Origin of the sequence: Pelagibacterium montanilacus (assembly GCF_003992665.1) — a bacterium.
Lineage (GTDB): Bacteria > Pseudomonadota > Alphaproteobacteria > Rhizobiales > Devosiaceae > Pelagibacterium > Pelagibacterium montanilacus.
This window is the reverse complement of sequence record NZ_RZMX01000018.1, coordinates 13,024-39,192: the sequence shown is the minus strand read 5'-3', so window position 1 is coordinate 39,192 and position 26,169 is coordinate 13,024. Positions and strand designations below refer to the sequence as shown.

At 64.7% G+C, this 26,169-nt stretch carries 23 protein-coding genes; 12 read left to right on the top strand and 11 right to left on the bottom strand.

What is annotated here, in order from left to right:
* Positions 1–54: 54 nt before the first annotated feature.
* From EO136_RS08250 to EO136_RS08240, 3 genes are read left to right on the top strand one after another with little or no spacing between them, the layout of a single operon-like run.
* Complete coding sequence (locus EO136_RS08250; RefSeq protein WP_127143975.1) at positions 55–546, top strand: TRAP transporter small permease; 492 nt, start codon at positions 55–57, stop codon at positions 544–546.
* 36 nt (positions 547–582) lie between these two features.
* Complete coding sequence (locus tag EO136_RS08245) at positions 583–1,854, top strand: TRAP transporter large permease (protein WP_127143974.1); 1,272 nt, start codon at positions 583–585, stop codon at positions 1,852–1,854.
* Positions 1,855–1,907: 53 nt separating this feature from the next.
* Complete coding sequence (locus EO136_RS08240) at positions 1,908–3,059, top strand: mandelate racemase/muconate lactonizing enzyme family protein (RefSeq protein WP_127143973.1); 1,152 nt, start codon at positions 1,908–1,910, stop codon at positions 3,057–3,059.
* A 206-nt stretch (positions 3,060–3,265) separates the two neighbouring features.
* On the opposite strand, the gene EO136_RS08235 is transcribed toward EO136_RS08240, so the two are convergent.
* Genes EO136_RS08235 through EO136_RS08220 form a run of 4 tightly spaced genes read right to left on the bottom strand, consistent with a single transcriptional unit; the run spans position 3,266 to position 7,373 of the window.
* Positions 3,266–3,811: a hypothetical protein gene (locus EO136_RS08235; RefSeq protein ID WP_127143972.1), complete on the bottom strand. Its 546-nt coding sequence runs from the start codon at positions 3,809–3,811 to the stop codon at positions 3,266–3,268.
* A gap of 25 nt (positions 3,812–3,836) precedes the next feature.
* Positions 3,837–4,631: an SH3 domain-containing protein gene (locus EO136_RS08230; protein WP_127143971.1), complete on the bottom strand. Its 795-nt coding sequence runs from the start codon at positions 4,629–4,631 to the stop codon at positions 3,837–3,839.
* Positions 4,628–6,373, bottom strand: coding sequence for a vWA domain-containing protein (locus tag EO136_RS08225; RefSeq protein WP_127143970.1), 1,746 nt, complete (start codon positions 6,371–6,373; stop codon positions 4,628–4,630). Before EO136_RS08225 ends, EO136_RS08230 begins: the two co-directional genes overlap by 4 nt.
* Positions 6,374–6,398: 25 nt before the next feature.
* Positions 6,399–7,373 carry a hypothetical protein gene (locus EO136_RS08220; protein ID WP_127143969.1) on the bottom strand — a complete coding sequence of 325 codons (975 nt, stop codon included), beginning with the start codon at positions 7,371–7,373 and terminating at the stop codon, positions 6,399–6,401.
* A gap of 188 nt (positions 7,374–7,561) precedes the next feature.
* Here EO136_RS08220 and EO136_RS08215 point away from each other — a divergent pair, with 188 nt between their 5' ends.
* The 9 genes from EO136_RS08215 (at position 7,562) to EO136_RS08175 (ending at position 16,619) form a co-directional block, all read left to right on the top strand.
* Positions 7,562–8,119, top strand: coding sequence for a putative pterin-binding protein (locus tag EO136_RS08215; RefSeq protein ID WP_127143968.1), 558 nt, complete (start codon positions 7,562–7,564; stop codon positions 8,117–8,119).
* On the top strand, positions 8,116–9,939 hold the full coding sequence (locus EO136_RS08210; RefSeq protein WP_164730496.1) for a sensor histidine kinase: 1,824 nt from the start codon (positions 8,116–8,118) through the stop codon (positions 9,937–9,939). The genes EO136_RS08215 and EO136_RS08210 overlap by 4 nt, the downstream gene beginning before the upstream one ends.
* Positions 9,936–11,021, top strand: a complete 1,086-nt coding sequence (locus EO136_RS08205) for a response regulator (protein ID WP_127143966.1) — start codon at positions 9,936–9,938, stop codon at positions 11,019–11,021. The genes EO136_RS08210 and EO136_RS08205 overlap by 4 nt, the downstream gene beginning before the upstream one ends.
* A 197-nt stretch (positions 11,022–11,218) precedes the next feature.
* Positions 11,219–12,049, top strand: coding sequence for an ABC transporter ATP-binding protein (locus tag EO136_RS08200; protein ID WP_127143965.1), 831 nt, complete (start codon positions 11,219–11,221; stop codon positions 12,047–12,049).
* Positions 12,046–13,065, top strand: a complete 1,020-nt coding sequence (locus EO136_RS08195) for a FecCD family ABC transporter permease (RefSeq protein WP_127143964.1) — start codon at positions 12,046–12,048, stop codon at positions 13,063–13,065. Before EO136_RS08200 ends, EO136_RS08195 begins: the two co-directional genes overlap by 4 nt.
* The gene (locus EO136_RS08190) at positions 13,062–14,135 is read left to right on the top strand and encodes a FecCD family ABC transporter permease (RefSeq protein ID WP_127143963.1); all 1,074 of its coding nucleotides are present in this window, start codon (positions 13,062–13,064) and stop codon (positions 14,133–14,135) included. The genes EO136_RS08195 and EO136_RS08190 overlap by 4 nt, the downstream gene beginning before the upstream one ends.
* Positions 14,136–14,146: 11 nt before the next feature.
* On the top strand, positions 14,147–14,734 hold the full coding sequence (locus EO136_RS08185) for an ABC transporter substrate-binding protein (RefSeq protein WP_127143962.1): 588 nt from the start codon (positions 14,147–14,149) through the stop codon (positions 14,732–14,734).
* Positions 14,735–14,753: 19 nt separating this feature from the next.
* The gene (locus EO136_RS08180; protein WP_127143961.1) at positions 14,754–15,587 is read left to right on the top strand and encodes a ferric iron reductase; all 834 of its coding nucleotides are present in this window, start codon (positions 14,754–14,756) and stop codon (positions 15,585–15,587) included.
* A gap of 72 nt (positions 15,588–15,659) precedes the next feature.
* The gene (locus tag EO136_RS08175) at positions 15,660–16,619 is read left to right on the top strand and encodes an ABC transporter substrate-binding protein (RefSeq protein ID WP_127143960.1); all 960 of its coding nucleotides are present in this window, start codon (positions 15,660–15,662) and stop codon (positions 16,617–16,619) included.
* Positions 16,620–16,767: 148 nt separating this feature from the next.
* Here EO136_RS08175 and EO136_RS08170 read toward each other — a convergent pair whose 3' ends face one another.
* The 7 genes from EO136_RS08170 to EO136_RS08140 all read right to left on the bottom strand — a co-directional run bounded on the left by EO136_RS08170 (position 16,768) and on the right by EO136_RS08140 (position 26,140).
* Entirely contained in the window at positions 16,768–18,021 is a 1,254-nt protein-coding gene (locus EO136_RS08170) for a DUF5996 family protein (RefSeq protein WP_127143959.1), read from the bottom strand.
* A gap of 73 nt (positions 18,022–18,094) precedes the next feature.
* Positions 18,095–19,030 carry a pirin family protein gene (locus EO136_RS08165; protein ID WP_127143958.1) on the bottom strand — a complete coding sequence of 312 codons (936 nt, stop codon included), beginning with the start codon at positions 19,028–19,030 and terminating at the stop codon, positions 18,095–18,097.
* A gap of 142 nt (positions 19,031–19,172) precedes the next feature.
* The gene (locus tag EO136_RS08160) at positions 19,173–20,081 is read right to left on the bottom strand and encodes a LysR family transcriptional regulator (RefSeq protein WP_127144023.1); all 909 of its coding nucleotides are present in this window, start codon (positions 20,079–20,081) and stop codon (positions 19,173–19,175) included.
* A 215-nt stretch (positions 20,082–20,296) separates the two neighbouring features.
* Positions 20,297–21,121, bottom strand: a complete 825-nt coding sequence (locus tag EO136_RS08155; protein ID WP_127143957.1) for an autotransporter outer membrane beta-barrel domain-containing protein — start codon at positions 21,119–21,121, stop codon at positions 20,297–20,299.
* Positions 21,122–21,125: 4 nt separating this feature from the next.
* Entirely contained in the window at positions 21,126–23,756 is a 2,631-nt protein-coding gene (locus tag EO136_RS08150) for an Ig-like domain-containing protein (protein ID WP_127143956.1), read from the bottom strand.
* A 71-nt stretch (positions 23,757–23,827) separates the two neighbouring features.
* Entirely contained in the window at positions 23,828–24,805 is a 978-nt protein-coding gene (locus EO136_RS08145) for a helix-turn-helix domain-containing protein (protein ID WP_281280373.1), read from the bottom strand.
* Between the two features lie 405 nt (positions 24,806–25,210).
* On the bottom strand, positions 25,211–26,140 hold the full coding sequence (locus tag EO136_RS08140; protein ID WP_127143954.1) for a LysR family transcriptional regulator: 930 nt from the start codon (positions 26,138–26,140) through the stop codon (positions 25,211–25,213).
* Positions 26,141–26,169 lie beyond the last annotated feature (29 nt).

Here is a 26,169-nt window from a genome sequence, read left to right as displayed (position 1 = left end):
GCAAGGCCGCCCCTCCTATCCGAGGGGCGGTCGCTTTGCGCCAGGGAGGACATCATGGGCATAAAGACGCTTTCCAAAGGCCTCGCGCTGGCGTGCCAGTGGAGTGCTGCCGCGATTTTCGTGTTCGTGTGCGGTCTCAACTTCTCGCAGGTGTTCGGTCGTTATGTCCTTGGCTCGTCGATCCCGTGGGGCGAGGAGATTATGCGCTATTCCATGATCTGGGTGATGATGCTGGGCGGCACCGCCGCCATCTACTACGCCGAGCACATGGCCGTCGAAAGCCTGGGCGAGCTGTTTGCCAGGCACCGTCGCCATCTGGTGCTCACGGCGACCTATGTCGTGGCCGGCCTCTTCTGCGTCCTCCTGATCTATTTCGGCTGGCCGGCCTCGGTGAGCAATATGGGCCAGAGGGCAGCGGCCTCCGGCATTTCCATGTTCTGGGTCTACCTCGCCATTCCCGTCGGCGCGGCGCTCATGCTGATCCAGATCCTGCTGTGCGCGATCTCCGGATTTGCCCACGCCAATGCCGAACCCGAGCGCCTCTAGCGCCGAGTCAATCAACCCTTCATGTGAGGTAATCCGATGGCCTGGGTTGCGTCGATATCCTTCGTGCTGCTCGTTCTCGGCGTTCCCATCGCCTTTGCGCTCGGGCTCGCCGGTACCTTCGGCATCTGGCAGTTCGGCATACCGCCGCAGGTGATCATCACCCGCTTTTTCGGCGGCGTGGATAGCTTCATCTTCCTGGCGGTTCCCTTCTATATCCTCGCCGCCGAACTCATGAACATCAGCGGCATCACCAACCGCATCGTCCGCGCCACCTCACTGCTGGTGGGGCGGGTCCCCGGCGGTACGGCCTACACAAACATCACCGCTTCGGTTCTGTTTGCCGGCGTGTCCGGTTCGGCGGTCGCCGACGCCTCGGCGCTGGGACGCTTTTTTCTCAAGGTCATGCCAGAGGAAGGCTACACGCCGGAATATGCCGCCGCAGTCACCGCATCCTCCTCGATCGTCGGCCCGATTATTCCGCCGTCCGGCCTCGCCATCATCATGGCCGCGGTCTCCGGGCTTTCGATCGTCGATCTGTTCCTCGCCGGCGTCATCCCCGGCCTGATCATGGGGCTCGCCTGCATCGCGGTGGTCTTTATCACCGCCATGACCAGGGGCCTGCCAAAATCGGCCATCAAGGTCGAACGCAGCCAGATGCCACGGCTACTGCTGGAAAGCGCCATTGTGGCCATCCTGCCCATCGTCATCGTCGGCGGCATGGTCACCGGCGCCTTCACGGCCACCGAGGGCGGCGGCATCGCCGTGTTCGTGGCTCTGGTCCTTGGGCTGGTGATCTTCCGCTCGCTTTCGATCGCCGATATCTGGCAGGCGGTCGTTGTCTCGACCCGTGTCACCGCGACGATCTACTTCCTCGTCGCAGCGGCCGCGATCCTGTCTTACGCTCTGAACCTCCTCGGAATTTCTGGCTTTGTTTCGGCCATGGTGCCGTTTTTTGGCGGCGATCCCACCCTGTTCCTGATCGGGGTCGTGGTGCTGATGCTGATCCTTGGCATGTTCCTCGATATCGGGGCGGCGCTGATCATCTTCGTGCCGCTGCTCATGCCTACGATCATGCAGCTCGGGATCGATCCTATCCAGGCCGCGATGGTCATCATGCTCACGCTCGCCATGGGGCTGATCACCCCACCCTTCGGCGTGGTGCTGTTCGTGCTCATGAAGATCGGCAATATCGGGCTTGCCCCGCTCTTTAAGGCGCTCCTGCCCTTCATCATCGCACAACTCGCGGCCATCGTCCTGCTTGTGTTGGTGCCCGAACTCTCGACCTGGCTGCCGGACCTGCTCAACTGACGCGGTCTCGAACCCGCTCCGCTACTCAAAGAAAAGTACAGAAGAACCACCAAATGAAAATCACGGCAATCAAGGCTTATCCGGTCTGGGTAGGCGTTCGGAACCAGCTTCTCGTCAAGATCGAGACCGACGAAGGTATCTATGGCTGGGGAGAATCCGGCCTCTCATTCCGTGAAAAAGCCGTCGTGGGCGCCATCGAGCACTTCTCGCAATTCCTCATCGGCCGCGACCCCATGAACGCCTCGGGAATCTGGCAGGAGCTTTATCGCAGCCAGTATTTCGAGGGCGGCCGAGTGCTCTCGGCGGCCATCTCCGCCATCGACATCGCGTGCTACGACATCAAGGGCAAAGCGCTGGGCGTGCCGGTCTACCAGCTTCTCGGCGGCCGGGCGCGCCAGAGCGTGCCGGCCTTTGCGACTGTCCCCGCCGATCCCGGCCCCGAAATGGTGGAAAAAGCCCGGATCGCTTTCGATTCAGGCTGGCACTGCATCCGCCTGCTCGGCGGCTTTCAGGAGGAAACCGAAACCTACGAGCCGCGCGATTCCATCGCTGCGACGGTGGACTGGGTCCGTGCCGTGCGCGCCGAACTGGGCCACGCGGCAATCCTGGGCGTGGAGTACCATCACCGGCTCAGCGTCGCCGAGGCCGCGTCCTTTTGCCAGAAGCTGGGGTCCGGGACGCTGGACTTCCTTGAGGAGCCGATCCGCGACGAAGCGCCGACCGCCTATGAATCACTGCGCCGCATGACCGACGTGCCCTTTGCCATCGGCGAGGAATTCTCTTCGAAATGGCAGTTCGCACCCTATATCGAACGCGACATCCTCCAGCACGCCCGCATCGACATCTGCAATGTCGGCGGCTTCACCGAAGCCATGAAGGTCGCCGGCTGGTGCGAGGCCCATTACGTCGACCTGATGCCGCACAATCCGCTCGGTCCCATCTGCACCGCCGCATCGGTTCACATGGCCGCAGCAGTGCCCAATTTCTCCTGGCTCGAGTGCCGCGCGAGCCCGGTCGAGGATCTGGGCTTTGAAAACCGGGAGATATTCCCGGTCCAGACCGAACTCAAGGGCAGCCACTACCAGGTACCCGAGGGCCCGGGCCTCGGGGTCGAGGTCAACGAGGACTACCTCAAATCCGCGCCGTTCGAGTACTCCGAACCCCCGCACCTGCGCCGCAGGGACGGCTCGTTCACCAACTGGTAGACCCACATATGCCGCGGGGCACCCGAGCGAACTGCTCGGGCGCCCCGCGGCCTGGCTGGAGCGTTTCCAGGAAAAGTGGAAACACTTTTTCGGTTCGGAAACGCGACACAGCAAAAGCTTGGAGCCCCTGCCCTGATTCACTCAGAACAGGATATGCTCTAGCCACCGGCGCCCCACCGGGCATGACGCCCGGGGAGCCCCTGCCTTCACTCAGCCTTGAGCAACGGGGTGTCGAAAGTGCCCTCGACCATCCGGCAATCATCCATGTCCGGATCGGCAAAGAAGCTGTCGCGGCGGCAGAGCATCCCCGAGACGCTGCCCTGAATAGCCTCGGCGCCATCCTCGAGGGTTAGCGTATCGATCACGATGTCTGTCGCGGTGCCGCTGCCTTCCGAATAGTAGAATGGCTCGCCCATCCCTCCGGGCCACCATGACACGGACGCCTCCATGATTGACGCGGAGGCATCGCTGCCCATCAGGGAAAGTTCCACCGCCATCACATTACGCATGATGCTGTCGGACTGCGGATCGTGCGCCTGAATGGTCAGCGTCGTGACCGGTCCGAAGGACTGGACCGTCGCCGTGGACGTGCCCTCCGAGGGCACGTCGAGCGTCTCGCCTTCATAGGCCTCTCCGTCGATCGTGACGCTGAGCGTGCCCACCGCCGTGCCGAGCTGGGCCAATGCCGGCACCATGAGGCACACCAGCACCCCCAGCGCCCCTGCGATCGATGCCCCTGTTCTGTGCTTCATCGTTTCTCTCCTTGTTCGCCGTGTCCTAAGGAAAGGACCAGCCCTCGTGCTCGATACGGAAAATGCGAAGAGGCGCGCCCGGTCGGCTCGGATCGGCGCGCAGCCGAAACACCGCCGTGTGAGGCCTGCCGAAATTGACGATCTCGACGTTGATGGTGATCATCCCGCGCAGCATCGGCTGGTCAGGATCGGGCATCGGCTCGCCGACCGAGCCGTCGAAGTCCTGCGCCCCGTAGAGCGGATCGGCTCCGAGCGGGCCCGAACGCAGGACAGCCACGACATCGGAGGAGAAATAATTGCCGGCATTGGCCGGATCGAGCGGATGCGGTCCGCCCTGGGTGGCCAGAAACTCCGCCTCGTAAAGCGCCCGCACGAGGTCCTGGGCATGGGCGATCACCTGATCCCCCGGCACGGCTCCGGGACCGGTGGTGGGGGAATCGATCGGCTGATAGCCGTCCTCCACCAGATAGCGCTGCGCCACCCAGCCCGCTTTTCTCAGGTCCGACGAGCGCATCAGGCACCAGCGCGCCGGCAGGCTGTCGAGCTGGGCCTCGCTCATCGCCGAATAGTGCTCCATGGTGATGAACGGCACGCAGGTGATCTGCTCGAGGCCGCGTTCATCGTGCCGGAACGTCTCGATCACCGGAAAGCTGGTGCCCGGCCCCATGCGTGCGTTGAGCACGTCGTTGGGCGCCACACCATGAACCTGCCAGGCATCGGGCCCGTGCCCATCGATCTCGGCCTGCGCCGCCATCGGCAGCAAGACCAGCGCGGCCATGACGACTCCGGCGCCAAGCCGTTTGACGATCCCATTCATCATTGAACCTCCACGATTGCGCGCCCGAGCACGTCCTGCCCGGCGATATCAAGAAAGCGGATTTCGTAGGTTCCGGCCTCCTCGGGCATGGTGATATCCAGCGCCTGCAGACCGTCGGTCGAATGGGCCTCCACCCAGCTGAAATCGGGCTGATCGGCACGGGCAAGCGCGATCCGGGCGCCGGCGACCTCGGCAGTCCATTCGATGGTGACTGGCGCTCCCGGCGCGGCGCTGGCGGGTACGTTCAGCCCGGCGCCATCGTCGAGCGGGGCTTCAGCAGCAACGACTTCGAGAGTGAGGCTCGCCAGCGTGCGGCGGCCTTCATTGAGGATGTAGCGCACCTCATAAAGCCCCGTGCCCGTCGGAGCCGTCAGCGTGCCTTCGCTGGCTTCCCGAACGACCAGATAGTCATCGATCTGCCCCTCGTCGGCCCCCATCGGCACGATGCTGACATAGTCGGAAGCGTTGACCGTGGCGGACCACGACACGTCAACCGGAGCTTCGGCACGCACCACGTCCGGGCCCATGACAATCACCTCGGGCGCCGTGACCTCGATTGCGGCGCTACCCAGCGTCTTGCGCCCTTCGTTGAGCACGTAGCGCACCTCGTAAACACCAGGTTCCGATGGCGCTGTCAGAAGCCCTTGGCTGTCCTCGCGCACCACGAGATAGTTCTCCAGTTTTCCTTCATCGGACCCCATGGGCACGATGCTCACATAGTCCGTGACGTTGAGCGTATCGGACCAGGCGACATCGAACTCCGCGCCGGTCACAACCGCCTCGGGCGCCGTCAGTGTCACTGCGGCATCCGTAACCTCCACGGTCGCGCTACCCAGTGTCTTGCGACCCTCGTTGAGCACGTAGCGCACCTCGTAAACACCAGGTGCGGATGGCGCTGTCAGGACCCCTTCGCTGTCCTCACGCACCACGAGATAGTTCTCCATCTCCCCTTCATCGGAGCCCATCGGTACGATGCTGACATAGTCCGACGTGTCGATCGTCTCGGACCAGGCCACATCGAACTCGGCCCCGATCGACACTTGCCCCGGTGCTGTTAACGTGATCGGGCCGCCCAAGGCGTCCGGTTCAGGAGCCGGCTCCGCAGCAGGCCGGGTCGCCGGCTCGAGGTCGATCACGCTCTGCACCTGGGATAGTGCGTCACCGAGCTCATCCGCATTCTGGGCCGGGAGGAAAACGCCCCCGGTATTGTCGGCGATGCAGGCGAGTTGCTCATGTTCCTCGCGCGTCAGGTCGAACCCGATGACATGAGTGGTGAACCCCACGCCCTGCTCGGCGAGCTGAGCCGACAGGGCACAGGGATCGGCCTCGCAGTTTTCCAGCCCATCGGAAATCAGCACTACGGTAGCCGGGTTTTCGCGCCAGGCCAGCAGCTCGGCGGCGTGCTCGACTGCAGCGGACAAGGGCGTACGGCCATTTGGCACGATCTGGTTCACCGTCTGCTTGAAGCCGGCCCGGTCCACCGGACCGGGTGCGATGACGGTTTCAATGTCGCCGCAATCGGCCTCGCGCCTGTGCCCATAGGCAACCAGGCCCAGGTCCGTGTCCGCGGACCAGCCATCCACCAACCCGGCCATGACGTCGCGGGCAATCTCAATCTTGCTGACGCCATCTATCTGCCCCCACATCGAACCCGATGCGTCATAGACGACGACAACGTCCCCGGAGGCGGAAACCGGCACCGAAAGTGCCGCAGCAATCAACCCTGCCAGACCTATAATTCGCATTATGTCTCCCCCTGTGCCAGAGTGTTCAGGCAGGCTGAGCGCCGGCTGCAGGCCGGGACCGGCCGCCCATGGCGCGCTCCTTGAGCTTGCGGAACTTGCCCGACATCTGCTCGAGCCTTGCGTCCCATTCCGGGTCGGGCTCCTGGCCCTCTATGGTTTTGAAATAGACCTGCATCAGGCAGGTGATCGCGAACGGTTCGAGCAGCGCCGCCTTGACGCTCCAGGCGAACAGCAGCGCGAAGACGAACCCGCCCGCAGCCCACGCGCCCGGCATCAGGTAGACGACCAGCGCCGCCGGGGCGAGCATGACGAGAAACACCAGCAGGCTCAGCCCATAGACGATGATGGCCAGCCAAGCGGCGTTCTTGAGCATCACCTTGTAGTTCTGCCCGTAAAGCACCAGCGAGGTGCGCGCCGACGCCCAGGGGTTGGTCGAGCCCGTGCGGATGGCATAGGCCAGGATCACCTCGTCGATGAACCCCACCGCAATCCGGAGGAAGGCGTGCAGGATGCCCGTCAACTGGCTGGCGCCGGGAATGGGCAGGACCGAGAGGATGCCCCGCACCAGCCCGGTGATCGCCGCCAGCACGCCCTTGATGAGCTGATCGACCGCAAAGAGCACGCTCGCCTGCGCGAAGCGCTCCTTGACGACCGCGCGGCCATGCTCAATCTGGGAGCGGCCCTCGGGCATCGGCTTGCCGTCGATCATCTGGACCAGCACCGCGATATGCCCGGCCTTGACGATATAAAGGATATATTCGCGCGCCCAGTACATCACCGCTGCGACGACGCCGAACCCGATGGCGCCGCCCCAGAAAGCCGACGAGGCCTGAAAGCCCGGGTCACCCAGCGCGCCAACACCGAACCCGATCCCGGCGCCCGCGCCGGTGACGAGGATATAGGCCAGCGTGATGCCGAAATAGACCGCCATGCGCAGCACGATGAATGGCAGCGTGCGCATCATCATGCCCATCGCGCTGCCTACGCTAAAATCCCACATAGATCCCCCGATCGTGTTCTGAACGTCCCGTCGTCGCGCCGATCGTATACTTTGGCTTCTCACCGGGCCCCGTTCGTTTGAACGGGGCCGCTGCCGTTAGGCCGGCCTATGATGGTCAGGGATGGTTTTTGTGCCTGCCGCAAGCCATGCTACCCATGGGCAGGGGTGAACGCATGGGGGACACGGACATGGCATCATCGCACGATACATTCAGCTTATCGGACGCGGCGCCTCGGCTGGCCGCGGCAGTACTGCTCACGCTCTCCGGCGCGATGCACGTCCTCCCGCTCTCCGCCCAGACGACGGACGCCCTGTCTGCGCCAGCTGGCGATGTCATCCTCGAGGTCCGCGGAACGATCGCCGCAATCAACGCCGATGACGCCGCGCTCTTTGACATGGAGATGTTGGAAGCCCTGCCCCCTGCAGCCATCGAGACGTCCACGTCGGTGACCGACGGCGTGCATCTTTTCGAGGGGGTTCTCATGCGAGATCTGCTCGCGCGGGTCGGGGCCGAGGGCGAGACCGTCTCGGCCATCGCGCTCAACGACTACGCCATCGATATCCCCATCGAGGATTTCGAGCGCTTCGACGTCGTGCTCGCCCACAGCATGGACGGCGAGCGCCTCTTGCCGAGCGACAAGGGCCCGCTCTGGATCGTCTACCCGCGCGATCAGCACGACCAACTCCAGGACATCCGCTACGACTACCGATGGGTGTGGCAGCTCTACCAGCTCGAGATCCGATGATCCGGGGCGCCCAAAACCGCATCGGCGTTGTCCTGTCGACCCTGGGGGTCGGGGTCTTCGCCCTGCTTCTGGCCTTCGCGCTCATCCGCCTGTCGGAGATCGAGCGCGACATGCGGGTGGAAGCGACCCAGAACATGCTGTGGGTCATCTCCCAGGCCCAGGTCGCCAGCCTGCGCCTGAGCGACACGATCGCCAATTACGCCCTCGATCCCACCGACACGCCCGAACTGCAGCGGCGCTACGATGTCTTTCTCAGCCGCATTGCCCTGCTCGATTCCGGGCCCCAGCGCCGGCAGATGGAGCGGTTGGGCTTTTCCGCCGAGCTCGAAGCCCTCACCCGCTCGGCCGAAACCCTCGCTCCGCTGCTCGACCGGCTTGGCCAGGGCGATACCGCCGCGGCCCGCGCCGCCCACGATGTGCTCGCGCCCCACAATGGCTCTCTGGGGCGCGCGGCCAACGCCGCAATGGTCGCCGAATGGGAAGGGCTGGGCGCGCGGCTCGATACCTATCGCAGCCAGCTCTGGCATATCATCGCCTCGCTTGCCGGCATTTCGCTGATCGGTGGCTTTCTCTCGCTGCGGCTCCTTCTCGCGCTCCGGGAGACGCAGAAGCGCTCGCTGCTGCTGGAGAACGAAAAGGCCTTTTCCGAACTCGTCATCGGGTCGAGCGGCGAAGGCGTGCTTGTGGTCGACCTCGATCTGCGCTGCACCGTCTGGAACGCGGCCATGGAGCAGCTCTTTTCTGTCCCGCCCGATCGGTCCGTCGGTCAGTCGCTCGGCGATATTTCGGGCTTTTTCAACATCGAACCGGTGCGCGAGGCACTGGTTGAGGGCCTTGCGGGCCGCTCCACCACCCTTTTCGACCAGGTCTTCTTCCAGCCTGCCGAAGCCGAACCGCTCTATCTCTATCTGCGCTGCTTTCCGCTGCGCAGCGGCAGCGACATCATCGGCGCCATCGTGTTCGTCAGCGACGTCACCGAACGGCGCACCGCCCAGATCGAGCTCTCGCGCCACCGCGATCACCTCGAGGAACTGGTCAGGGCCAGAACCCGCGAGCTCGACGAAGCGCTGGCCCGCGAACGGGCCGCGGCCGATCTTTATCGCAACTTCGCGGCCATGGTGTCCCACCAGTTCCGCACGCCGCTCGCCATCATCGATTCCGCCCTGCAGCGCATGATGCGGCGCCGCCAGTCGATCACCCCATCCGAGCTTGAGGAACGCGCCGGACGCGCCCGGCAGGCGATCACGCGCCTCACCGGGCTCGTGGAAAGCACGCTCGACGCCGCACGGCTCGACGCGGGCCAGGTCGATGTACGCGCCCAGCCCTGCGATCTGGTTCAACTGGCCGCGTCTGTCTGCGAGCGCCAGACAGAGACCGCGCCAGACAGAGACATCCTCGTGCACCACGATGGGACAAGTCCGATCACCGTCCTGTGCGATTCGGCGCATGCCGAGCACATCCTGATCAACCTCCTCGCCAACGCGGCGAAATATTCGCCGCCCGGCACTCCCGTTCACGTGGCGTTCGGTTTAGAAGGCCCTTTCGCCCAATGCCTTGTGACCAATTCCGGCTGCCCCATCGATCCGTGTGAAAGCCAGAGGCTGTTCGAGCGCTATTTCCGTGGGGAGAACGCAAATGGGGTACCGGGCACCGGAATCGGGCTCTACATGGCACGCACGCTCGCCCGCATGCAGGGCGGCGATGTCAGCCTTCTTGCCTCCTCCGATGACCGCACGACGTTCGCACTGTCCCTGCCTCTGGCCCCCGCCTCGTCGCCGGGGTATCCCGCGAGCAGGCGCACTTCGGAGGTCACCGCATGACCGGCGATCCGACAGCTGGCGCCCCTGTTCGGTCAACTGTTCTATGCGTGGAAGACGAGGCGCAACTCCGGCGCGATATGGTCGAGGAGTTGCAGGAGGCCGGATACACCGCCATCGAAGCAGCCAACGGCACCGAGGCACTCGCCCAGATCGATGCGATCAGACCGGATCTCATCCTGTGCGACATCAACATGCCCGGCACCAACGGCTATGAGGTGCTGCGAACGCTGCGCGACCGGCATCCCGAATACGCGGACATTCCCTTCATCTTCCTCACGGCCCTCGCCGATCCGCGCGAGATCGTGGAAGGCAAGCGATCGGGAGCCGACGACTACCTCATCAAGCCGGTGGATTTCGATCTGATGCTGGCCACGGTCCAGGCCCGCCTGCGCCAGATCGAGCGAATCAGGATCCAGCGCGACGCCGAACTCGACCGCCTGCGAGCCACCCTGAGCGGCACCCAGCCCGACCCGGGCGCCGGGATCGAACAGGTGCTGGACCTCGTCGCCACGGGCATTGTCCTGCTCGACCGCCGCGGTCATGTCCGCCACGCCAATTGCGGCGCCCGCGAGGTGGGCACCGGCACCCTCGAGATCAAGACCGGGGCGCCCCTGCGCGCCCTCGAACCCGCACAGCGGGACCACCTCAAGGATCTGCTCGCACGCGTGATTGCCGACAGTCCGCAAAGCGGCGATCACGTCCTGTCCTGCGCCCTCGCGCGGGCGCCCGACCAAAGAGATCTGCTCGTCGTCGCCTGCCCCATACCCGCACAGAGCACCGCCCCGCATGACGCTCCCGTCGCAGCTCTCTTCATCACCGACCCCGATCGGCGTCCCCGCCCCTCCGCCTCGGTCCTGGCGCCGCTTTTCGGCCTCACCCGGACCGAGGCGGAGATTGCTCTGGAACTCGCCGACGGGCACAAGCCCGCGGCGATCGCCGCCGCGCTCGGCATCGCGCAGACAACGGTCGCCTTCCATATGCGCAACCTGTTCCAGAAGACGGGCACCGGCCGGCAGGCCGAACTGGTCGCGCTGATCCTCGCCGGTCCTCTCACGCTCGCACGCCCGGATCCCCAGATGTAAGCGTCAAAGCTGCCCCCAGCCTGATGGCCCCTGCCCGGCCAACGCGCTATTTGTGATTGAACTCGTCAGCTTAACTTATTATGAGTGCGCCCATCATCTTATGGTGGCCGTCATGACGTGTGCGCGGTCGCCAGGTCCGGATACCTCCAGACGCCCCTGCGGAAGACTGGCCGGCCGGAGCCATCGCGAGCGATCCAATGGACGACCACAAGAGCCAATCGCGCCTGCGCTCGGAGCATCTGGCGAGCGGATATGGGGAGACCCCGGTTCTCTCCGATGTCTCGCTCGCGGTCGCCGATGGCAAGATGACCATCCTTGTGGGCCCCAATGGGTCGGGCAAGTCCACCCTTCTCAAGACCATGGCCCGCATCCTCACCCCGTCCTCGGGGTCCGTGATCCTCGATGGCAAGGCCATCCACCAGTCCAAAAGCCGTGAGGTGGCGAAAAAGCTCGGATTGCTGCCCCAGGGTCCCATCCCGCCCGAGGGACTCACCGTACGCGAACTGGTCGCCCAGGGGCGCTTTCCCCATCAGGGCCTCATGCGCCAATGGACCAGAGAGGACGAGGAAGCGGTCCGGGACGCCATGGACACCGCACAGGTGTCCAATTTCGCCGACCGCCCCATCGATACGCTCTCTGGCGGACAGCGCCAGCGTTGCTGGATCGCCATGGTCCTTGCCCAGCAGACCGACCTCCTGCTGCTCGACGAACCCACGACTTTTCTCGACCTCAAGGTTCAGGTCGACCTCATGGAGCTTCTTGCCGATCTCGCCCACAGCAGCGGCCGAACGCTCGTCGTCGTGCTTCACGAGCTCAGCCTTGCCGCAGCCTATGCCGATCATCTGGTGATGATGAAGGAGGGCCGCGTGGTCTGTGCCGGCCCCTCCCATTGCGTCTTCACCGAGGCCCGCCTCAGGGAAGTCTTCGATCTCGATGCCCAGGTGATCCGCGATCCGGTCACCGGGCATCTGGTATGCATCCCGCTTGGCGCCCATGCGCGCCGCAAGGCCGCGGTGCGCGTCGCATGAGCGCCACCACGGACCATCACGGCACCCGTCACCTCGCCGCCGCTTCGGGCATCCCGATAACGCTTGGGGTTGCAGCGCTGCTCTTTGCGCTTCACATCGCGGTCGGCGCCAAGCCGCTGCCTCTCGCGACCGTGTTCGAGGCGATCTTTGCGCGCAACACCGAGGTGTTCGACCACATGATCATCTGGGAGCTGCGCCTCCCGCGCGCGCTGATCGCCGTCACCGTGGGAGCCGCGCTCGCCGTCTCGGGCGCGCTCATGCAGGGCGTCACGCGCAACCCCCTTGCCGATCCGGGCCTTCTGGGCCTGCTCGCCGGCGCCTCGTTCGCCGTGGTTGCCACCTCGTTTTTCATCGACCTGCCCTCCATGCAATTCCTGCCCTGGATCGCTGCGGCGGGCGCCCTCGCCACCGCACTCGTGGTCTATGTGATTTCCTCGCTGGCGCCCGGCGGCGCGACCCCGCTCACCCTCACCCTGGCCGGCGCCGCAATCACCGCCTTCCTTGCCGCGCTCACATCGGTGATGCACCTGCTCAACGAGGACACCTTCGAGAACCTCCGGGTCTGGCTCACCGGATCGCTGGCCGGGCGCGATATCGCCATGCTCTGGATCACCGGCCCATGGATCGCCATCGCACTCCTTGCCGCGCTGGCGCTCGGGCGGCAGGTGACCGCGCTCGCCATGGGCGACGAGGTCGCAAAGGGCCTCGGCGTGCGCACTGGCCCGCTCAAGGTGCAATTGCTCGTCACCGTCGTCGTGCTCACCGCATGTTCGGTCGCCCTGGCCGGACCGATGGGCTTCGTGGGCCTCGTCATCCCGCATGTGGTGCGGCTCTTTGTGGGCTCCGATTACCGCTGGATCGTCCCCTATTCGGCGATTGTCGGCGCCGCCTATCTCCTTGGCATCGACATCATCGCCCGCGTTGCCATCGCTCCGCGCGAGATTTCCACCGGCATCATCACCGCGATGGTGGGCGCGCCGGTCTTCATCCAGCTCGTGCGCATGAGGGCAAAATGAGCGCCGGCGCCGGCCATCTGCGCGACCACATAGTGGTGCGCACCCCCGGCGAACGCCTCGCGCTGCGCCTGCCCATCCGCGCGCTCGCCGCCGTCCTGGTCCTCGCGGGCCTCCTCGTCGCGGTCTTTGCCCTCAGCCTGGTCACCGGCAGCTACGATATCGACCTTGCGACCGTAGTTCTCACCCTCACCGGCAACGCACCCTCGGACGCCATCGACAATGTCGTCTGGCAGTTCCGCTTCCCGCGAGCCCTCGCTGCAGCGCTGGTGGGCGCGATGATGGCGCTTTCGGGCAGCGCCTTGCAGAACGTCACCCGCAACGGGCTGGCCGACCCCTCGCTCATCGGTATCAGCCAGGGCGCCGCGCTCGCCGTGGTGTTCGGCATCGTTCTCGCCCCCGGCCTCGATTATTCCTGGCGCCCGATTCTCGCCTTCGGCGGCGCGCTGACCATCGCCGCGCTCGTTCAGGCGCTCAGCCACCAGAAGCGCGGCAACGGCGCCATCCGCTTCATCCTCGTGGGCATCGGGGTGGCCGCCTTCGTCACCTCGCTCACTTCCGCCATGCTGACCTATGGCGATATCGACCGCGCGGTCTCGGCTCTGGCCTGGCTGGCGGGCTCGATCAATGCCGCCACATGGAACGACGTCGTCCTGCTTTCGCTCTGGTGCGCCGCGCTCTGCCCTCTGATCCTGGGCCTGAGCCGCATCATGTCGGTGCTGCGCATGGGCGAAGAGACCGCCACCGGTCTGGGGGCGCCGGTCAGATGGGCCCGCTATGGCCTGATCTGCATTGGGGTGGGCTTTGCCGCGGCGGCCACCGCCATCGTCGGGCCGCTGGGGTTCGTGGGCCTCATCGCCCCGCACGCCGCCCGGCGCATCGCCCGCGCCAGCCTTGGGCTCCACACGATCCTCACCGCGCTGTGCGGTGCCCTGCTGGTCGCCGCCGCCGATCTGGCCGGCCGCGCCCTGTTCGCACCCGTCCAGATCCCCGCAGGCCTCGTCACCGCCATCATCGGCGTCCCGGTTTTCGTCTATCTCCTGCAGCGCAACGCCGCCAGGTCTCAACTTTAAGGGCAGTTTCCATGACACATCCGCTGCCCCATGGCGTTGCTGCCATTTTCCTCGCCGCCACTGCGACCACGGCATTTGCGCAGGACTTCCCGCTCACCATCGAGCACACATACGGAACCACCGTGATCGAAGAGCAGCCCGAACGCGTGGCGACCATAGATTTCGCCGGGGTGGACAATGTGCTGGCGCTCGGCTTCCAGCCCCTTACCGCCCGGGCCTGGTTCGGCCCCTATGACAACGCCCTCTGGCCATGGGCCCAGGAGCTGGCTACCGCCGATCCCGCCGCTCTGGCCGGTGAGCTCGACTTCGAGCAGATCGCGGCCACCGATCCAGACGTCATCCTCGCCATGCGCTCGGGCATCAGCCCCGATGATTACGAAAGGCTCTCTCTGATCGCCCCCGTCGTCGCCGTTCCACCGGGGCGTGGGGACTATGATCTGGACTGGGTGGAACAGGCCGAACGGGCCGGCCTCGCGCTGGGTCGGTCCGAGCTCGCCGCCGAACGGATCGAAGCGGTGCGCTCCGCCGTTGCCGACGCCGCCGAGGCCCATCCCGAATGGCAGGGCAAGACCTTCGCCACCGAAGTGCCCCTCGATTGAGCGCGGGAGCGATCGCCCCATGGAGCAGACACCCCACGAGATCATGACCAGGCATCAGGCGCTTGCGGACCATCAGGGGCCCTACAGCCCGCGCTTTGTCCTGGCTCCGCCTCCTGCCGATGCCGTTCCGATCGACCGGGGCATGGAACAGGCCCTCTCGGTGTGGCTCGATGAGGAAATCGAGAGAACCCCGGGCGCGGACCGCAAGCTGGCCGCCGCCTACACCATGGGCCGCATAAGCTGGTCGCTCGCGCTGCCCCTGGCTGGCCTCGCCCTCTCCGGAGCATGGCTGATCGAGGCGCGAGAAGGCAGTGCTTCGGCCAGCGTGCGGCTGGTCACCTGGCAGCACGAGGGCGAAAGCGGCGTGGCGCCGGTGTTCGATGCCGCGCTCTCCCCACGCGGTGCACGCTTTTCCGCCCTGCCCGATGCGGCGGGCGCAGACCGGTTCCGGCAAGCCTACGAGATCCTCCTCGCCCCGCTCGTTGATAGTCTCCACGCCGCTTCTGGTCTGCCGCGCGCCGCGCTCTGGCGCCTGGCCGGCGACAGTCTCTCGGCGGGGTTTCTCGAAGCCGGTACCGAGGCCGGCGACCCCGAGCGCGCCATGACGCTGGTCCTGCCCATGCTGCGCGAGAAGGGCTCGCCGCTCTATGCGCGCCAGACCGGCTTTGTCAGGGCCCGGCTCCCCGAGCGGCCCGACGTCTGCGGCTGGTTCCGCGCCCGCGGCGGGTGCTGCCGCTACTACACCGCCGAGGGCGGCGAATACTGCACCACCTGCGTCCTGCGCGACCCAAAAAGCCGCAAGGACCGCCTGATCGATCACTTGCGCCGCACACATCCCGAACTGGCCGCCTGACCTCGCGGCACATCCCTGCCCGGCCAACCGGCGCTCCCCACACCCCTTGACCCTCTCGAAAAGGTCCACCCGATGAAACTGCTACCTTCCATCCTGATCCTTGCCGGCCTCGCGGCCTCGACGGGTCTCGCCCATGCCCAGGAATTCCCCCTCACAATCGAGCACAAGTTCGGCGCGACCACGATCCCCGAACGCCCGCTCCGCGTGGCCACGGTCGATTACAACGGCGCGGACAATCTTCTCGCGCTCGGCGTCCAGCCGCTGACCGTGCGCTACTGGTTCGGCGAATACGACGTCTGGCCCTGGGCCAAAGAAATGCTGACCGGAACGCCCGAAATCCTGCGCGGCGAGCTCAATTTCGAACAGATCGCGGCCTCCGAACCAGACGTGATCCTCGCGCTCTATTCGGGCATCACCGACCGGGACTACCAGCAGCTCTCGGCCATCGCTCCCGTGGTCGCCGTGCCCGAAGGGGTGGGCGATTATGAGCTGGCTTGGGATCAGCAGGCCCTGGTCGCTGGCCGCGCTATCGGCGAAGAGGACGAGGCGCAGGCCCAGGTCGACGCGATCAACGCCGAACTCGCCGCGATCGCCGGGCGCAACCCGGAGTGGGCGGGGCAGACGGTGTCGCTCGGCACCATCTGGGAAGGCGCCAACCACGTCTATACGACGTCGGACCCGCGCGTTCAGCTTCTCAACCAGATGGGCCTCGACAATCACCCCGAGGTCGTCGCGCTGTCCGACCCCGGCACCTTCTCGGTCGAACTCTCCGAAGAGCGTCCCGAGGCGTTCGATTCCGACGTGCTGATCTGGTTCGCCGACGAGGGCATGGAGCCCATCGAAAACGCCATCTTCCGGCCCACGCTCACGGCGGTCCAGGAAGGCCGCGAGGTCTTTCTCGGCCCCATCGTCACCAGCGCGTTGAGCCACACCTCCCTGCTTAGCCTGCCCTATGCGCTCGAGGTCCTCGAACCCTCCATCGCCCTCGCCATAGACGGCGACCCCACGACCGAAGTCCCCCTCGCTCCGTGATCAGGCGCTGAGCCTGAGCACGTCCGCCTGGAGCGTTCTCAGGAAAAGTGGAACCGCTTTTCCGGTTCGGGAACGCGACACATCAAAGACCTGGAGCCCCTGTTCTGATGCAATCAGAACAGGGGCTCCGGGCTCATTGGGCCAACCCCTAAGACCGCCGCAGCACGTCCTGCCATTCGGGGTGGCGTTCGATCTGGGCCTTGGCGAAGGGGCACAGGGGAATGATCGTGATCCCGTCGCGCCGGGCGTCTTGGACCGCCCGCTCCACCAGGCGCTCGCCGACCTTGCGCCCGCGCAGCGCGGTGGGCACCTCCGTATGATCGATGATCAGCAGCTTCTCGCCCGCCCGGCTATAAGTCATCTCCGCCTCGACGCCCTCGACGACCAGCCGGTAGCGGCCTTTGGCGCCGTTCTCTTCCCGCTCGATTTCCCCGTCCGTGGCCGGGGCCGCCTGCCTGGGGATTTCCGCGTCCGGCCTGCGCACCTGGCGCGGTCTCCCGCGGCTGCATTCGAGCAGGTCGCGGTCCCATCCCCCGCGCTCGGCGGCCGCCTCATAGGTCGAGACGAGAAACGCCATCAGCGCCTCGTCCGGATCGCTCGCCGATCGCACCGCGTCATAGGGCAGGATGAATTCCGCCAGCTCACCGTGCCAGAAGGCAGCCTCGGGCTCGACCTGCGCCTCCTCGTATGCCCTCGGCGCCGGATGGGCGTAGGCGTAAAACGCCGGATAATCGATGCCGTTTCCGCCCGGCCAGAACCCCGCAGAGGACACCTCCCGGTCGTAGGCCTCCTGGGCCACGTCGTCTGGCAGTGCAGGGATGCCGGCAGGGTGAAGCGGCGCGCGACGACCGGAAAAGCGGGTCACAGCCAGATCGAGCGCACCCCAGAACAGATGCACGGGGCTCGATTTGCCCAGAAACGAGGTCCTGAAAGTCTTGAACACCGCGTCGGCGGAGCGCAGCGCCCCGTGGAACCGCTCCACCGCGTCCCTGTCATAGGGACGGTCGCGATGATCCTCCCTGAACGGCACCGGATCGGGTACCTCATTGGGCTTGCCGTGGAATGTTGGAGTGCCCCCCAGTTCGGAGATGAGGTCGACGAACCGGGCGTGGAACCGGGCCACCGTCATCGGCTCGAGGGCGAAGGAGGCCTCGGTGCCATTGCCGCAACTGCCCTCGACCCTGTGGGTCTTGAGATTGAAGAGGATCTCGATCCCCGGGCCATCCGGAATCGGAGATGAGGCAAGGCCTTGCGGCGTCACATAGAAGGTTGCGTTCCAGGAATGGTTGAGCCAGGGGCTGTGGGCAAGCCGGTATTTTCCGGCGATCTGGAGATAGAGATGAAGCGCCGAGCAGGTGTCCCGCCAGCCGAGATAGTCGAGTTGGGGCCAAGTCTGGCTCATGGATACCTCCTGTGGTGCCTGTCTGTCAGTCCGGTTCGCGGGCCGCGGGTGTGCGGATCGCCCGCCTGAAGGGTCAATCGGGGAGCGGGATATGCTCTTCGCTGTCGTTTATCGGCAGGTCGAAGCGCCCCTGCCCCCAGTTCTGCGCCCGCCACTCCGCCTTGGCCGCCTCGATGCGCTCTTTTGACGAGGCCACGAAGTTCCACCAGATGTAGCGCGGGCCCGGCAGCGTGGCGCCTCCAAGGATCATGAGGCGCGCGCCTCTCGGTCCCGCCGCGACGGTGATCGGGTCGCCGGGACGGAAGACCATCATCTGAGTGGCGTCGTAGTCCTGGCCGGCAACCGAGATGGAGCCCTCGAGAATGTAGATGCCCCGGTCTTCATGGTTGTCCGGCAGCGGCAGCCGCGCGCCCGGATCGAGCGCCACGTCCGCATAGAAGGTCTCCGAGTACATTCTTGCCGGAGCCACCGCGCCATAGGCACTGCCCAGGATGAGGCGCACCGAGACACCCTTGTCCTCGATAACCGGCAGTGCCGCCTTGCCGTGATGCTCGAAGGAGGGCTCGATATCCTCGTGTTCATCGGGCAAGGCCAGCCAGGTCTGAATCCCGAACAGGCTGTTGGGCCCGCTGCGCGCCACCGACGTGGTGCGCTCGGAATGGGAAACGCCGCGCCCGGCAACCATCCAGTTCAGCGCGCCGGGGCGGATGATCTGGTCTGCGCCCGTGCTGTCGCGATGATGGAAGTCACCGCGAAACAGGTAGGTGACGGTGCCAAGCCCGATATGAGGATGCGGCCGCACGTCGATTCCCTGGCCGGTCAGCAGATCTGCGGGTCCGGCCTGGTCGAAAAAGATGAACGGCCCGACCATCTGCCGCTTGGCTGCCGGCAGAGCGCGCCGCACCTCGAAGCCGCCGATGTCCCGGGCGCGCGGGACGATCAGCGTTTCGATAGCGTCCGCGCCCACTTCATCGGGGCAGCCGGGGGCAATCGCCGGATTCCAACTCATGGGCCTCGTCCTTTCCCTGCTGCCGCGTGGTCAGTGCGCGCGTCCCTCGGGTCTATCGTTCGCGAATGGCGCACACTAGGCCCGCTCGGAGGGAAGCAGTGTTCCTCAAAACGGAACGCGCTCGACTGCTCGGCATCCCGCCTCAGACCGTCGGCGCATTCGGCATCGTACCCCATAGGTGCGGATTCTGCTCGAAATAGGCAATCAGCAGATCGGTGAGCACCCTGATCTTGCGTGCGGGATGCTGGCCGGGCGGGCGCACCACATAGGCGGCCGCCGCAAGCGGCGGATAGCGCGTCATGACCGGCACCAGAGCGCCTTTTGCCAGATGGTCGTGGGTCAGGCAGTCGGGGAGATAGGCGATGCCGAGCCCGGAGACCGCCGCCATGGTCAACGCCGGCCCATTGTCCGCCTTGAACCGCCCCTGCGGCCGAACCGAAATGATCGTCTCGCCGTCCATCAACTGCCAGGTCTCGGTCCCCTGCATCAGGGCCTGATGCGCAACCAGTTCCTCGGGTGTCTCTGGCGTACCATTCTCCGCGACATAGTCCGGGCTCGCCACCAGCTTGCCCTGGACTGGCCCGATCCGCCGGGCGATCAGGTTGGAATCCGGAAGGTGCCCGACCCGGATCGCGCAATCAAAGCCCTCGGCGATCAGGTCGACGAAACGGTCGCTATAGGAAGCGTGGATATGCAGTGCCGGGTGCTGCCGCGCCATGTCGGCGAGCACGGGGGCAAAATGGGTCGGGCCGAACGAGAGCGGCATGGCCACCCGCAGCCGCCCCCGCAGCCCTCCGGCGGGCAGAACCGCTTCCCGCGCCTCATCGATCTCGGCCCCGATCCTCGCCGCATGGTCCCGAAAGCCGGCCCCGGCCTCAGTCAGCGCCGCGCCGCGCGTGGTGCGCGCCAGAAGCTGCACTCCAAGCTCCGCCTCGAGCCGGATCAACCGCCGGCTGACGATCGACTTGGAAATCCCCAGCCGCCGGGCAGCCGCCGAAACCCCGCCGGCGTCGGCCACTTCCACGAATGTCGCCAGATCCTCCACATCCATCACCCGTTTCTCCTTCAGCAACGCCAGAAGCCCTAGCCTAGCGAAGGACTACGGAATGCAGAACGGAAAACAGAGCCGATGGACTGTGGGTCAACTCGAAGACCTACCCGAGCACAAGGACTGACAGTAGAGTCAAGACAGGCGAGACGTCGGACCCCGACTTCTCGCCTGCTGGAGCGTGGCCATCACCGGTCGATCCCAGTCTGATCTCCCCATCAGAACCGGGCAGCCAGGCCCATGGACGCGCCCATCGATGCGTGACCGCTGGTGGCCGCATCGAATTTCAGGTTGGCGTCGAGAATCCAGCTCTGCCCATGGGACAGCGCCAGCCCGATATCGACGGCTCCAAACCCCTTGTCGAGTTCAAGCCCGGCTATCCCGCCGCTGAGCTCGATGCGCGGGACCAGTGCCCAGCCACCGCCAAGAACCATGGTGTGCTCAAGTTGCCCGACGAGGGAAAGCCGGAACTCCTCGTGATGGTCTCCTGGCATGGCCAACGTGTCCCCTGAACCATTGGTCAGCTCATAGGGCGCGACCGTTTCGCTGAGATACTGGCCACTCAGGCGCGGCGCCAGCCGGGTTTCCTCGCCCAACTGCCATTCGCCTGAAAGGCTCGCCTGCCAGACAAGGCGCTCGGTGACGAAGCTGCCATCGAAAAAGGCGGTATCGATGCGATTGTGAGACTGGCCGTATAGGAGATGGGTTTCGAGGAAGACGCCCTTGCCAATCTCGATCGACCCATAGGGACCGACCAGCCAACCATCGCCGGTGATAGTCGTGTCGGTGGCCGCAGGATCTTCGATGACATCATAGTGGACCGAAATGCCCAACAGAGCGTCCTCCCCGAGCAGATAATCCATGCCAGCCGAGACGAGACCAAAGGCGCCCCAGCGGTCGTCCATATCGGGCCGGTTATAGACCTGTACCTCTGCGCCGACCCAGGCATTGAACGGCTGGACCGCTGCAGGCTCACCGCCCAATGTATCGAATGCCCGCAACGCTTCGACCTCATGGAGGCTCGAGGCAAAGCTGAGCACCATTCCGTCAGCTCTGGGGCTCAGACTGCTGGCTAGCGGCGTTCGCACGGAAAGGGGCACGGCGGCGATCCGCAAGCGTGGGCAGGTCGATACCCGAAAGGATCATGCCAGCGCGGCTGCGAGTGAAGCTGTCGATGTGCTCGTGAACCTGCCGTGCGAGGTCGGCAGGATGGTATGAGAGGCCGAAAAGGACCGAACCGGTATTGGACGTTCCAAGCGCGCTGGTCAGGGTGAACCGCACGATAGCCTGCCCGGAATAGCCTGGATTCGGCACGAATCTGAGACGATATGTTTGTGTCCCCGTGATCCCGAAGCTGTCTTGCTGTGCCTGGACAATGGTGGCCGTACCGGCATTGGCGGGCATCACCGACACGATATCAGCACGCTCGAATGGGCCGCCCGTGGCGCCGTCGGTGAGATCGACGTCGTCGGGTGCAGTTCCCTGCACAACCTCGACCTGTTTGTCGGTGACCGAAATGATCCGCTCTTCCACGTTGAGCGTGTAGCTGGCAGAGCCGGGGTCGCCATTGCCGTCCTGCACGCCAATCGTGAAGACGTATTGGCCGTCCGTCTCCTGATCGAGCTGCCCGGTCAGGTGACCAGTGGAAGGGTCGAGAACCAGACCCGGGGGAAGTTCGCCGCTCGCGATGGCGAATCTGTAGGGTTCGATGCCGCCATCGACTTCGATTGAGGCCGCATACGCTTCGCCAGCCATGGCATCGGCCAGCGTACCGGCAGCGGGCGAGAAGACGAGCGTCGCAGGCTTGCGAGCAATGACGAGATCATAGGCTGCGGTGCCGGTAGCGCCATGGCGGTCGGTTGCGGTTATCGTGAAACTGGATGTCCCGAAGCCGTCGGGGGTGCCGGAAAACTCCCCAGCCTCCGAAAGGGTCAGCCCTTGGGGCAGCTCCCCAGCCGTCACCTCGAAACTGTAGGGCTTGGTGCCGAGCAAGGCAGTCAGCGTGCGGGGGCCGTAGACAAGGGTGTCCATACCCTCGGGCAATGTCCCGGGTGTGATGGTAAGGATGGGAGCGGTGACCTCTATGGAGACGGTGGCGGGTTCAGAGGGCCCGGAGTCGTTGCTTGCCGTGTAGGTGAAACTGTCTGCCCCTGAATAGCCGGCGTCGGGAGCGTAGGTGATGGTCAAGCCATCGACTGCTGCCGTTCCATGGCCTGGCTGGTCGGTAATCTGAATGCCGGTTACCGGCCCACCCGACAAGGAAAGCGGGATGGTGCTTGCGCCCGAGTTCGCCGCTACGGTGGCTGTTGAACCTGCTGCTGTTGGAGCCTGAACCGCAATGGTGATTGAATACTCGGCACTGCCCGTAGCACCCCATTGATCCTGCGCAGTGAGTGTTACGCTGAAAGTGCCGCTCTGTCTGGGGGTTCCTGCAATAGCGCCCGTGTTCTGATCAAGCGTAAGACCCTGCGGCAAAGCGCTGGAGGTAAAGGTGTAACTGCCGCCGCCCTCGGTAACGGTGACCGGCTGGCCCGCATATGCGGTGCCCACGGTGCCCGGATCCAGCGCAGCACCGGATGCAGGAACAAACGCCAGAATCGGAGCTGATACCGTGACTGTGACCGTGGCGGGCTCGGACACCCCTGCATCATTGCGCGCTGTGTAGGTGAAGCTGTCCTGGCCTGAATAGCCGGCGTCAGGTTCATAGCTGAGCGTTAGGCCTTCCTCCGCAACCGAGCCATGGGCGGGATGTGACGCTACGGCGACGGAGGTAGCTTCGCCGCCGCTCAGTTCGGGCAATACCGGGGCGGGAGAGTCATTCGCCGGCACGGTGAGCGACACCGGCCCGGCAATCGGTGGAAGTGCGACAATTGAGAAATTGCGGGTAGCGGCGGATGACCTGTTGCCTGCTGGATCCTCTGCTACGATAGATAACGCATACTCGCCCGAGGAAAGCCCCACCGCGGGAACGAATGTCCATTCTCCAGACGCATCGGCGTCTGCCGATCCGGTGTATTCCCCGTCTATGCTTAGATGGACGCGGGAGCGGGCTTCTGCCTGGCCCGAAAACGTGGGCCGGGCGCTTTCGATCTCAGCGCCTTGGGCCGGGCTGACGATGGTCGGCGCGTCCGGCGGGATTGTGTCGGGAGAGCACGTAACCTGATACTGCGCTGTCATATCGGAACCAACGGGAAACATGATCTGAAACCTTCCCGCATTGGCTGCAGGGAATACGTAGTCGATGTTCAGCGTCTCCGAGTTCCCCTCCGTCACATAAATCGAAGCTTTAGTTTCCTGACCATCAGATAGCGTAACGACGCCAGCTCCGCTCTCCACGGTCAGTGTCACAGCCCCCGAGACCCGATCCCCGGCCTGGAATTGCCCATTGGTCGCGTAGAATGCGGGGCTGGAGGAAAAATCTGCGGATGTCCGCTGCCCCCCTTCACCGCCGAACACCTGGTTGATGGCGCTGCAGCCCTCCGACATTTGGGCCTGAGCCGGGGCCAGGGTGGTTCCCCACAAGGCGAACGCCAGAGCGATGCTCGTGCCGAGCCGCCACAGACCGCCCGGCAGCTTTGCAGCATGGTTTGATCTGGCTGCGTGGACATCGGCAAGTGCCGTCCCAGCAGCGGAGCCGTGCGCTCGGGCGTGGGAAGAAGGCAGAAATCTCGAAAACATGCAGGGCCCCGGTCTCGCAAGAACGTGCCTGACCGGTAGGGGGCGTTGAGGGGCAACACAAATAGGTTCGGCTATGAAGCGCCCGAATGTGCGCTCTGTCCGGGTTCAGTTTGCAATCCGTCCGGAGACAGGAACAAGTTCGACAATTGCCTGATCCAGCGCTCATAAGTCCGGTCCAGCGAATCGGCCTGCGGATCGAATCCGTTGTCATCGGCAAGCCCGTAATGCCGGGCGGTTCTTGGGCTGACCCCGTATCGGGCGCGGAACGCACGGCTCAGCTCGGTGGGGGAAAACAGGCAACGATCGGCGATCTGCCTGACCGAAAGGTGCTGGGTCGCCGGGTCGGTCAGCAGCGTGAGCGCGGCCGCCAGCCGCCTGTCACGGATAACGCCCTTGACGCCGCCCAGAGGCGAGAAGATCTCGTAGAGCCTGCTGCGGGAGACGCCCAGTTGTCCAGCGAGCCGGGTGGGACCCAAGTCCTTGTCCCAAAGGCCGGCTTCGATCAGGCGTCGCGCCCGCATGAGCTGGGAAGAAGCGATCTGCTCGGGCGGGATCGCACGCTCTTCAGTTTCCGCATTGAGACACGCAGCCACCAGGTGAACGACCGACGTCGCCAGATCGCGAACCTGCGGCAGGTCGATGCTGTTCTGGCTCGCATCAAACAGTATGAGGTGCTCTCGCAGCAGCCCCACCAAGGGCGCCTGCGCGGGAAGGGCACGCATGTGATGGGCGTCGGGAAACTGAAGCAGGGGCCCCAGCAGAGCTCTTGGAATAACCAGCGACAGGTTATCGAACGCACTGCTCGTTGCGCGCATCGCGCAGGCTAGGTCATAGACCAGAGGCCCGCCTTTCGGCATCTCCAGGGACCCTCCGCCCCAATCACAGGTCTGGGTCCCGCCCAGGTAAAGCTGGATCATGTAGTGATCGAGCCCGTCGCGAGCGATCTTCCAGGGGGAGCGCCGCCAATACTGGCCTGTGCTGCGTGTGCGCGCCAGCATCAATGGCCCAAGCGTTAATGCCCCCACGCTGGCATGGAAGGGCTCCTGCATGCTTCTGGAACGCGATACTTCGAATATGCATCCAATACTGTCTGCCCATGCATCGTAGCGCTGGTGGATCGGCAATCGATCCACCGAAAATTGGGTTCGCGCCACGCCTTTGGACTTGGCCAGATCGAAAATGGTTGCCTCCCCGGCGCACTGGCAATCTTCGCTCCGGACAATACTCATATCCCCCACCCTGAAAGGCAAGTCCGTTGTCACCCCGCTCGGGTGGAGTGGCCTGAAGGGAGCGAGGCAACACGAAGTCGGACGACCAGGCTCAATGGGTGCGGAGCATGGTCATTCTGACCATTTGCATCCTGACCGCCCTGCTCGGCGCTCCTGTCAGCTGGCGCACCGACTGGAACAGAACCGGATTCAACACGCTTGTCCAGTTGCTATCCCGTTGCACGATCAGCGCGATGGTTTTGGCTTTGTGGTATGCAATCCCGTCGGCTCTTTCACGTGGTCTACAAAAGCACGCAGCGCTGGGGGCATCAGGCGCCGTTCGGAGAAGTAGAGTGAGGGACCGGGAAACGGCGGCGTCCATTCCGGCATCACCTCGACGAGACGGCCCGTTGCGAGGTCCTCGACCACATAATCTTCGAATGTGTAGACAAGTCCAACAGACGCCCGCGCCCCGATCAGGCTATTCTCGATGGAATTGACAATCAGATTGCTTTGAGGCGTGAACTCGACGTCTTCGCCCTGACGCTCCAACGACCATGGCAAGACGTTGCCGGTTGCAAACACGGTTCCAATACAATTGTGCCCGAGCAAATCCCTTGGGTGCCGTGGCGTGCCGTTCTGCTTGAGATAGTCGGGCGATGCGGCAATGACCATGCGCTGCTCGGCACCCAGACCGATGGCAATCATGTCCTGAGCCAGCATTTCGGTGTAGCGCACCCCGGCATCAAAGCCGCCTGCCACCACGTCGACAAGTTCGTCCTGTGTGACCACCTCCACCCGAACGCCCGGATTTTTTGCAAGAAATGACACAACGAGCGGCATCAGGCACAGCTCCAGCGCTGGCCTGGGGCCATTTATCCGTATCTTGCCGACCAACTGCCCCTGTGTGGCTCCCGTCGCGATGCCATTGGCTGCGTCCTCAAGAACGGCGAGTGCATCCGCTGTTTGGGCAAGGAGTGTGACGCCGAGATCGGTCAGTGATGCGCTACGTGTGGTGCGATTGAACAGTCGCCCACCCATCTGGTCTTCCAGTTCTCGGATGCGATCACTCAGTGTCGACGGAGAGATCGCCAGCTCCTTTGCTGCGCGCCGAAAATTGAGGTGACGAGCCACCACCACAAACTGGGCGAGAATATTGAGGTCTGGTCGTCTCATTGTCCGATTGTCCGGATAGGGTATTCACG